The sequence below is a fragment of the Microcystis sp. LEGE 08355 genome (assembly GCF_015207185.1).
Taxonomy (GTDB): Bacteria; Cyanobacteriota; Cyanobacteriia; order Cyanobacteriales; family Microcystaceae; genus Microcystis; species Microcystis panniformis.
Genome location: NZ_JADEXI010000112.1, coordinates 1 through 10,526, shown reverse-complemented (window position 1 = coordinate 10,526; position 10,526 = coordinate 1). Strand labels below are relative to the sequence as shown.

Sequence of the window (10,526 nt, the reverse complement as noted above, 5' to 3'; positions counted from 1 at the left end):
CAACAATAAACTTAAACTAATAAAACGGAGAGGCTATGGCTTTAGAAACTTTCGGAATTTTTGGGTTAGAAGTATGTTATCTTGGCATCTTGTCTGTTGATTTAGCATAAAGGGTAACGAAGAGCCATATATTCTTGTGTCATGACTTTTCTTGCAGGCAGCATCTTTGCTCCTATTATATCAAAGGCGATTGCAGCTGTGTCCAACTTCATTTATCTTCACTTTGTTTGATCGCAAATAATGGTAGAATTAAAATCTGGAAGCTAAAACTTTAGGATGATTGAGTAAACACTTTTTTAGGACAGCAATCAACTAATGATACAGCAAAGAAGTTATTTGTGTATGTTTAACGAAATCTTTCTATTTGTACGTCGTTGGTAAAGCTTTCGTAAGCTAATTTTATGTACTCCAATATAGAATTTTCAAATGGTTGACCGTTAAGATAATATAATTCTACCTTTCCTTGATTATAAAGAAAATAGAAAAACCTGACAAATACAGCAATAAGGCTAATGGCAATAAAAATATTTTTTATATCTGGAATTTTCCATTTTTTATCGAGAAGTTGGTAGTAGAAAATTCCAGAAAAACCAAGCAACAATAAACCAATTCTTAAACTAAAATGTCCACCAATATTACTTGTTATCAGACATAAGAAAAATAAATATGTAAAGATTATAGACATAATCAGATCTCTATTTTTATTTCTAGGAGATTGCTGATTTTTTTTTAACATGAAGCTATTGATCAAAAAAATAGTTAAAAATTCAACTATTTTTGTACGACTAATTCCTAAGCCAGTATCTTTGTTTTCAGCAGCCCAGTAACGAGATTTTGCATATAAAGCTTCAGTTCCTTTAAGGATATCAAAAAACTTCAATAAAGTATCGTATCGAATACCGATTGCGAAAGCTGATATAAGTAAAAACAAAACTAGAATTTTAAAAACTAGATTATTCGTAAAGATAGAAAATAATTTGCGTATCCAATTAGTCCCTTTTATTCCCCATATAATAATGGGCAAATACATAATGCTAGTAAAGTGAGTAAAAATACTTATCGCATAAAATCCCCAGGTAGCTATCTCACTCTCTAGATTAACTATGGCGAGTAGTACAAAGGTGCTGGCAATAAATTGCCTCATTAAAAATATTTGTATAAAGAACACTGGATTTGCTATTGTATAAAATAAAATCAAAGCAAAATTTTCTTTTGATAATTTAATAGCTATATAGATAGTCGCCAAATTAATAAATAAAGACCAACAGAATAAAAAAGAGTATCTAGAACCATTAGAAATTATATAAATAGGATAGCTCAATAAAGGGAGTATAAATTCAACACCTTTGCCATGAGCTAATTCAAATGGGCTATATCGCCCTAAGTCTTCATAGTTTGTTACATAAACTGCAGTATCAGAAATAATGTTCTGGGATGACGTAAAAATTGCAGTTGTTACAGCAATTAATATTAAAATTACTAAATTTAGCCCATTTATTTTATTTTTCTTGCTATTAAAATTAAAATGGATGAAAAGCAGAAGGGGAAAAATACCAATTATCGGTATTATAATCCATACAATTAAGCCGAGAAATAGTAATACATATTTCAAGAAGCTATTGTGGTAGGATAGCTTCTTGACAAGATTAAGCGTTGGAAGATTAGTCATATAATAATCTCATATTTGTTTTGGATATTGTTTTAACGAAAAATAATTGTTAGTCTCAGTCCAGTCTATAGATTTAATCTATAGTTTTTATGTACAGCAACTATATTTTGATAGGCAAATATTTCACAAAAGATGGGACTATATGTATCTAATGGCAATAGATGACTTGGCAACATCCTAAAAATTTTATAATCTTCTAATAGGTCGTAAAAATCTTTAAAGAAAGTCCTACTAAAAATATTCATTTCATTAAACTCAAAGTGGATAATCTCAATCATACCTTTTTTAAGAGCTTCCTTCAGCCCCTCAAGGACACTGTATTCATTCCCCTCAACGTCAATTTTAAGCAAGTTTACTTTTTGTATATTCTGCTCAGACAAAAAGCTATCTAGATCGATAACGTCCACTAAATGTGAAACTGAGTTACACTGGCGAAGCTCATTAATAGCACCTCTATACAGAGAAGCATGAGATGAGCCATCTTGATTTTTATAATCATATAGTTCCAATTTCGATTTACTTTTACCGCAACCTAAATTCAAAGCCTTATACTTATTTTTAATGGCATTCTCTTGAAGTATTTTAAAAGTTTTCGGATGCGGCTCAAAGGCATAAATCATAACTCCTGAGTTAAGTTGTTTGATTAAGTTAGAATAATTGCCAACATTTGCTCCGATATCAAGTACGACTGAACCTGGTTGAAAATTTTTTGTCAGTTTGGCAAGAAAAGAATACTCACCACTTATTTTATCATTCTTCCAATTCAAAATTCCTAGAAAATTTAGTGTCAATGAATATAGCCTGACGTTGAAGCTATAAAAAAAAGGTCTTGCTAAAATCCATACTAAAAAGTTTCTGATTGTTTGTTTCATGACATTAGTTGTTTTAATTTCAAGACTATATTAGGATCTGCTTTATTTTATTAAAATAATTTAGATTTTGCTGAAAACGAAATGGTATAAACAAAGCTTTAGTTAACATCAAGCCAGGTTTGAACATAGGAGGATAAAGTAAACAACTAATGTGAGAAGCTACTGCATAGGCTATGATAGTAGCAATCGCGGCTCCTACACCTTGGTAAGGAGGAATAAGAAGGAAATTCAACAAAATATTGACAATCGCTCCTAATGAAGTTGTCAAAAAACTAAACCGAGTGAAGTTTTCAGCCATTAACCAGTTGCTGCGAGCCACCCCCAAAAAGACGAAAGGACCAGCCCAAATATGCCATGCTAGAATTGTACCAGCTTCAGCAAACTCCTTGCCGAGCAAAGTTGTCAACAAAGGTACTGAAGCAAAGGTCATAGGAATCGCTATCGACAGTGCCATCCAAGCCATGAGATCGTACAGTTGTTGTAGTCTAGCATGATATTCCTCTCCACTCCTCTGCTTCGCCCGCAGGATTGCGGGAAAGACAGAAGAACAAACTGCCATAGGAATAAAATACCAAATTTCTGAGAACCTGACCGCCGCCGCATAGTTTCCCACTGCTTGAGCATTTGCCATATTACCGAGCATAACTTGATCGATCTTCATGTAAATCGTTATCATGACACCCGATAGGATCAGCGGCCACGAATCTTGCAGCATTTCTAACCCTTTCGACCAATTGACTCTCCATTGCCATATAGATTGGTGGTACTTAGGGTAAACCCAGACCATTCCCAGCACCTTCACAACCTGCTCTGCCAGAATTAACCAGACAAAAGCCATTAACGGCAACTTGAAGGCAATAAATGAAAGTTTGATCAGGGAACTCATAATTAACTGGACGCTTCTCAGAATAGCCAAGACTCCTGAAAGTACCTGTGATTGAAACCAAAACTCGATTGCGTCAAAAGCACTGAACATTAAGCTAAAGGAAATTATTAAGGTCATCCAGCGAACGTCAGGATCGGTCTCAAACGTCCAGATGGCCATACCAATTATAATAATTGTCAATAAACTAGCGATTAACTTTAGCACAAAAGCAGTACCCAAAATCTCTGGAGCGGCTTTTTCCTCTTGGACGATATTGCGGATGACGATGGCATTCAACCCCAATTGAGCGATCGCACTAAAAAGAGCGACAAAACTGGTAGTATAACTCAATTTTCCGAAATTTTCTGACCCTAAATATCTAATTACCCAAATTCCGACAAAAAAAGCTAGTATCATGGTCAGCAGACGCTCGGCAAATAGCCAACCGACATTGCCCAGAATCTTTCGCAATCCAGGACTCAGCTTTTCCACCACTGCTCTCCACTTTGCCACCATAATATTCGATCCTTTTCGATAGCTGAAACATCCTACTCGAGAGACCTTTTAACAATTTAGCCAACAATAATTTTTACTCCATGATAGTTTATCAATTATTTTGTAAATTAGTTTCACAAAAGGTTAGGTTAAATTGTGGAGACGCAATCGCCGCTGGTTTTATCAAGCTTATGATTGATTTTCTGGTTTAATCTGCCGAATCAGATACCGTACCTCTGAGAGCAAAACCTCACAACGCTTGTCTGACTCTTCCTGTCTTTGCCTGATTTCGGCAAATTCTGCTTGCCGAGCTTCATTTTCTCGCTGTTGTTGAGCAGCTATTTGTAACAGTGCTTGTGCCGTTAATCTTACCCCCTCCACTGAATCTCTAACTTCTGAAACTGATTCCCGCAATTCTGAAACTGATTCTCTCAATTCCGAAACCGAGTCTTTGACTTCCGAAACTGAGTCTGCTAATTCATCTAGCATCTCATCTGTCCATCTCGTCCGTTCTCCATCCCTTCTTGTCATGGCTTGTTTTTCTCTCTTCTCAGTTTCAATAGCTGCTTAAATTATAGATAATTATAGACGCAATCGCCGCCATTTTCCTCAAGCTTATGATTGATTTTCTGGTTTAATTTGCCGAATTAAATAGCGAACTTCTGACAGCCAAACCTCAAAACGCTTGTCTGACTCTTCCTGTCTTTGTCTGATTTCAGCAATTTCTGCTCTCCTTGCTTCATTTTCTCGTTGTGGCTGTGCGGCGATTTGTAACAGTGCTTGTGCTGTCAATTGTAACCCTTCTACTGAATCTTTAACCTCTGAAACCGATTCGCGCAATTCCGAAACTGATTTGCGCAATTCCAAAACTGATACCAAATTTCTGAATCCATGACAGACATCCACGCTCGAATGCTTGCCAAGCCGGCATTCGTTGTGACGCGAATAAAGAACAATGGTATGAGTCTTTGACTCCCGAAACTGAGTCTGCCAATTCATCTAGCATCTCATCTGTCCATCTGGGGTGTCCGGCCGAGCTTCCGGTCATGGCTGGCTTTTCTCCTTTTTTAATAATCGATTTTCTGAACGGTGGGTAGAATTATCAGCAAGCTTAACCATAAGACGAGGCGGGACAAAAATTGGCAGTTCTGGAAAAACTAGAGTTATCATCGTAGCACGGTGTTATGATTAAGCGGTGATTGATCGAGCCAGATTGCCACCGCAAAATCTTTTAATAGAGTTATCCCTTGAATATTTGATTAATGATGAACAACCAACAAAACGGGGCGATGAACAACCAACAAAACGGGGCTTTGAAAACCCAAAGTCAAGCAAATCTACCAGTTTTTGCTCAACCGGCTTTTATCCCCTCCCCGACGCAGGAAGAAGAGGAACTCAACCTGCGTCAAGTCCTTTCTGTGGTCAAGCATCGCTGGTTGATAATCGCTGGCATCACCCTAGGAGTAACAGGTGCGATCGCTGCTTGGACTTTCTTAAAAACCCCTATCTATCAAGGTAGATTCCTGCTGCTCATCGGTCAACCGATTGAGGAAAATAAAAGTTCTTCCAGACTGGCAGCCCAAGATATCCTACCTCAGCTAGGTGGTGAAGACATCGATTATGATACCCAAATCGCTGTTTTAACCAGTCCTCAACTCCTTAACCCCATCCTTAGTAAAATAACTCCTAAGTATCCCGACTTTACCTACAGTGATTTAATTAGTAAAACTGGCAAATCTGATCTCGAAATTAGTCAATTAAAAGAGACGAAAGTTTTAGAAATTTCCTATCAAGATGCGGAACCAGAAAAAATTAAGCTGGTTTTAGATAATTTAGCCCGTCATTACCTAAACTATAGTTCTCAGGAACGGAAGACCGAAATTAATCAAGGCTTAGATTTTGTTAACGCTCAATTGCCCGTGCTGCGGGAACGAGTTAATTCTCTACAAAAACAAATGCAGCAATTCCGGCAGCAATACAATTTCCTGGATCCCGATAAAGAGGCGACTCGTTTATCACAACAGTTAACCACTACTGAACAAGATTATCGGGCAGCCCAAGTCGCCCTTAACGAAATTAACTCTCGCTATCAAGCTTTACAGCAACAGGTGGGATTAGCCCCCAATCAAGCAATTATCGCCACTTATCTCAGTGAATCTCCCGGTTATCAAGATTTGCTCAAGCAGCTGCAGGAAGTGGAAGTGGAACTGGCGAAACAATCGGCAGTTTTTGCCAAGGATAGCCCGATAATCACCACCCTAGAGGAAAAAAGAGCCAATTTACTGCCCCTACTGCAAAACGAGGCCCAGAGAACCCTAGGGGAAAAACTGCCCCAGACAGTGGGTAATTCCCCGGCTTTGGTATCTCAGAGCGCTCTGCGAGTAGAACTAACCCAACAATTGGTGGAAGCCGCTAACAGTCGCCAAACCCTAGAAATTAAGGTAAAATCCCTTGCCCAAGCCCTCGAACAACAGAAAGCCTCGGTCAAAAATCTGGCGGTTTTAGCCCGTCGTTATACGGATTTGCAACGAGAATTGGAAATCGCCACCACCAGTCTCGGCCGTTTTCTGGAGGAACAACAAAAACTCCAACTGAAAGTGGCACAACAAGTAGTGCCTTGGCAACTAATTTCCCCTCCAGAAGTAGAGGAAGAATTCGTTTCTCCTAAACCCGTGCGAAATCTGGCTTTAGGGGTTATCGGTGGTCTGTTACTAGGTTTAGGGGCGGCCTTTTTAGCTGAAAGATTAGACCCTGTTCATCATAGTGCAGATGAACTAAAAGAAGATACTAAACTACCCCTCTTAGGTGCAATTCCCTGGCAAAAAGACCTCGGTACGATCGAAAAGGTGATCACCGCCGCCCTACCCCAGTTAACAGTCGGCGATCGCAAAATCACTATCCCTAATACTACCCCAAAATCGGCCGAAGAAAACCCCTCCTACTATAATTTCTCCCCCTTCTCGGAAGCTTTCCACACTCTTAACACCAATATTCGCCTCCTCGGTTCCGATTCCCCCCTCAAGTCCCTCGTGATTAGTTCTGTATCACCAGCAGATGGTAAAACCACCATGGCAATGAATATCGCTAAGGCTGCCGCTCGTATGGGACAAAAAGTCTTGCTGGTGGATGCCGACCTGCGACGACCCGATATTCACCATCGACTTAATCTTGATAACGACCACGGCCTTAGTAATGTCATCGCCGAGGGTCTCGATTGGAACGAGGCAATTCAATCCCTACCCCGCTACGAGAATTTATCGATTCTTACCGCCGGTCCAATTCCCCCAGATCCAACCCGCTTGCTTTCTTCCCAGAGAATGCAGGAGATGATCTCGCAATTACAGCAAGACCACGCTTTCGATCTAATTATCTACGATCTACCACCGATCGCCGCTTTTGCCGATGCCAAAATTCTCGCCGCCATGGCCACTGGCCTAATTCTCGTCACCAAATTGGGCAAAACCGATCGCTTTGTGCTGAAAAATCTGCTCGAAGATCTGAGATTATCCCACATTTCCGTGTTAGGTTTAGTGGCTAATAACGTTAGTCGGAAAGACCACAATTATCGTTACTATAGCCATTACTACGGCAAAAGATAATTAAATTGAAGATAGATCCCCCCTTATTAAGGGGGGTGTCTGATAGTTTTTAACACCTAACTACTGATTTATCGGTTATCAACTTTTAATTGATGTTAAATGCGGGTTTTAATTTGGTATCGCAATGATCTGCGAGTTCACGATCACGAGGCAATTTATCGAGCCATTCAAGAACAATTAGAGATAATTCCCTTCTATTGTTTTGATGAGCGTCAATTTGCTCTTACTTCCTACGGGTTTCCAAAAACTGGCAAGTTCCGGGCTAAATTTTTATTAGAAAGCGTAGCAGATTTACGACAATCTCTGGAAAGTTTAGGCGGTAATTTAATTATCCGACGGGGAAAACCAGAGGAAATTATCCCGCAATTAGTTCAAGAATTGCAGATAGCCAAGGTTTATTATCATCAAGAGGTAACAGCAGAGGAATTAGTGGTAGAAAAAGCGTTAAATAAGGCTTTATCTAGGGTTCCTGCGCAGATCAAAACTTTTTGGACAGCCACTTTATATCATCCTGAAGATTTACCTTTTACCCTTAATCAACTACCGGAATTATTTACTAATTTTCGTAAACAAGTAGAACGTCATTGGGAAATAAGAACAACTTATCCCAGTCCGAAAAAGTTGACAAAATTACCTAAAATAGATTGGGGAAATCTTCCTAGTTTAAACGATTTGGGCTTAACAGAACCCATTCTAGACTGGGGAGGTGTTTTGTCGTTTCAAGGGGGTGAAATGGCAGGAAAATCACGGGTTAAAGAATATATTTGGGATAGTGATTCCTTAAAAATTTATAAGGAAACCCGCAATGAAATGTTAGGGACTAATTATTCCTCAAAATTCTCAGCTTGGTTAAGTTTTGGCTGTCTTTCCCCCCGTTATATCTATGAGGAAGTAAAAAAATATGAGCAAACAAGAGTAAAAAATGACTCTACCTATTGGCTGATTTTTGAATTATTGTGGCGAGATTTTTTCCGATTCATTTGCAGTAAACACGGGAATAAAATTTTCTATAAATCTGGTTTGCAAGAACTTAATTTACCTTGGCTAGAAGATTGGGAAAGATTTAATCTCTGGTGTGAGGGAAAAACCGGTTATCCCCTTGTAGATGCTAATATGAGAGAGTTAGCCGCTACAGGATTTATGTCAAATCGTGGCCGGCAAAATGTCGCTAGTTTTCTGACCAAAAATCTCGCTATTGATTGGCGCCTAGGAGCAGAATGGTTCGAGTCATTATTAATTGATTATGATGTCTGTAGTAATTGGGGTAATTGGAATTACACTGCTGGTGTCGGCAATGACGCAAGGGGATTTCGTTATTTTAATATCCCTAAACAGTCGAGAGATTATGATCCCAAAGGCGATTATTTACGTCACTGGTTGCCCGAATTAGCTCTAATAAAAGGCGATAAAATTCACGAACCTTATAAGTTATCTCCAGAGGAACAAAAGCGTTATGGGGTGATTTTAGGGGTTAATTATCCTCGTCCCATTGTCGATTTTTTTCAATCGATCAAACACAACGAAAAAATTTATCTTCAGCATTTCAGTAATCAGTAATCAGTAGACTTCTACCTAATATTATACTCAAGACTAAAATTCTTTCTAGACAAGAAACTTACCCAAATAAAAATGATTTTAATGTACCCATATTTTTCAGTTAAATTGAATTGGCAACGACAGGTATATATTTCAGTGCCGAACGACTAATTAGTACAAGTTATCAAAGCAAACTCTGATTGAGTTATAATTTTTCGATATGTCTAATGAACTGAAAACTCACATCTGATAACTGATAACTGATAACTGATTAAGACATTTCTAACATTCTTTGAATCGGCAACAGTGCCTTAAGTCTTAAATCTTCAGAAATAGTAATTTCTGGAGTTTTATCTCGCATACAGAGATACAATTTTTCGAGAGTGTTCAGTCTCATGTAGGGACACTCATTACAAGCACAGTTATTCAAACCTGGTGCGGGTATAAATAGTTTTTCTGGTGCGGATTTTTGCATCTGGTGAATAATCCCTGGTTCTGTGGCGACAATAAAGGTTTTTTCAGAACTTTTCAGGGAATAATTTAATAGTGCCGTCGTGGAACCAATATAATCGGCATGGCGTAAAACCGATGATTCACACTCAGGATGGGCGATAATTTTTGCTTCTGGATGGGCAACTTTTAATTCTATTATCTTGCGTTCGGAAAAAGTTTCATGGACAATACAACTACCCTGCCACAGGACTAAATCTCTACCAGTTTGCTGACTGACATAACGTCCCAAATTGCGATCGGGAGCGAAGATAATCGGTTGATGGGCAGGGATTTGATTGACTATTTTGACTGCATTGGAACTGGTGCAGATAATATCACTCATGGCCTTAATTTCTGCACTGCAATTAATATAGGAAATCACGATATGATCGGGATATTGGGCTTTAAAACGAGCAAAATCTTCAGGATGACAACTATCTGCTAAAGAACATCCTGCATCTAAATCCGGCAGCAATACCAACTTATCTGGATTTAAGATTTTAGCTGTTTCTGCCATGAAGTGAACCCCCGCAAATACGATCACATCTGCTGGCGTTTGGGCAGCCTGTTGGGATAAACCTAGAGAATCACCAATATAATCAGCTATATCCTGTATGTCAGAATTTTGATAGTAGTGAGCCAGAATAACGGCGTTTAATTCCTGTTTAAGCTCTTTAATTGCTGTAAATAGGTCATCAGGTAAGCTCGATCGATTGGCGGGTTGAACAGTGGTGAACACGGTGGCACTTATGGTTATTTTTACCAAATACTAAACAAGTCCCTATATCATAGCAAATTTTTTTAAAGTGATTAGGGACTGGGAGCTTTTTTCAGTGTTGCCAAAGGCACGGCGTAGCCGTCCAGTAAACAGTAACCCACATTCCGCACCCTAGTCGTTGAAATCAAAAGTTGCTCTAGCCCTTGTATAGTAAAACTTTTAGCGATTACTAAGAATTATGAAGTGTCACACTCTATTCAGCGATCGCCAGCTTAATGAG

At 38.8% G+C, this 10,526-nt stretch carries 9 protein-coding genes; 3 read left to right on the top strand and 6 right to left on the bottom strand.

Features of this window, described 5'->3' with window-relative positions:
* A partial coding sequence (locus IQ242_RS08050; RefSeq protein WP_130758492.1) for a transposase occupies positions 1-100 on the top strand: 100 nt, incomplete at its 5' end.
* A gap of 246 nt (positions 101-346) precedes the next feature.
* Here IQ242_RS08050 and IQ242_RS08045 read toward each other — a convergent pair.
* From IQ242_RS08045 to IQ242_RS25980, 5 genes are all read right to left on the bottom strand, one after another.
* Positions 347-1,669, bottom strand: coding sequence for an EpsG family protein (locus tag IQ242_RS08045; RefSeq protein WP_193959606.1), 1,323 nt, complete (start codon positions 1,667-1,669; stop codon positions 347-349).
* Positions 1,670-1,734: 65 nt separating this feature from the next.
* On the bottom strand, positions 1,735-2,541 hold the full coding sequence (locus tag IQ242_RS08040) for an FkbM family methyltransferase (RefSeq protein WP_193959605.1): 807 nt from the start codon (positions 2,539-2,541) through the stop codon (positions 1,735-1,737).
* 25 nt (positions 2,542-2,566) lie between these two features.
* Complete coding sequence (locus IQ242_RS08035; RefSeq protein WP_193959604.1) at positions 2,567-3,922, bottom strand: flippase; 1,356 nt, start codon at positions 3,920-3,922, stop codon at positions 2,567-2,569.
* Between the two features lie 168 nt (positions 3,923-4,090).
* Positions 4,091-4,432: a hypothetical protein gene (locus IQ242_RS08030; protein WP_193959603.1), complete on the bottom strand. Its 342-nt coding sequence runs from the start codon at positions 4,430-4,432 to the stop codon at positions 4,091-4,093.
* A gap of 84 nt (positions 4,433-4,516) precedes the next feature.
* A complete protein-coding gene (locus tag IQ242_RS25980; protein ID WP_370582971.1) occupies positions 4,517-4,807 on the bottom strand; it encodes a hypothetical protein in 291 nt (96 codons plus the stop codon).
* Between the two features lie 383 nt (positions 4,808-5,190).
* Here IQ242_RS25980 and IQ242_RS08020 point away from each other — a divergent pair, with 383 nt between their 5' ends.
* Both IQ242_RS08020 and IQ242_RS08015 read left to right on the top strand, forming a co-directional pair.
* Entirely contained in the window at positions 5,191-7,500 is a 2,310-nt protein-coding gene (locus IQ242_RS08020) for a polysaccharide biosynthesis tyrosine autokinase (RefSeq protein ID WP_193959602.1), read from the top strand.
* 99 nt (positions 7,501-7,599) lie between these two features.
* Positions 7,600-9,057 carry a DASH family cryptochrome gene (locus tag IQ242_RS08015; RefSeq protein ID WP_193959601.1) on the top strand — a complete coding sequence of 486 codons (1,458 nt, stop codon included), beginning with the start codon at positions 7,600-7,602 and terminating at the stop codon, positions 9,055-9,057.
* Positions 9,058-9,307: 250 nt separating this feature from the next.
* On the opposite strand, the gene nadA is transcribed toward IQ242_RS08015, so the two are convergent.
* Complete coding sequence (gene nadA, locus IQ242_RS08010; protein ID WP_193959600.1) at positions 9,308-10,267, bottom strand: quinolinate synthase NadA; 960 nt, start codon at positions 10,265-10,267, stop codon at positions 9,308-9,310.
* Between the last annotated feature and the right edge of the window lie 259 nt (positions 10,268-10,526).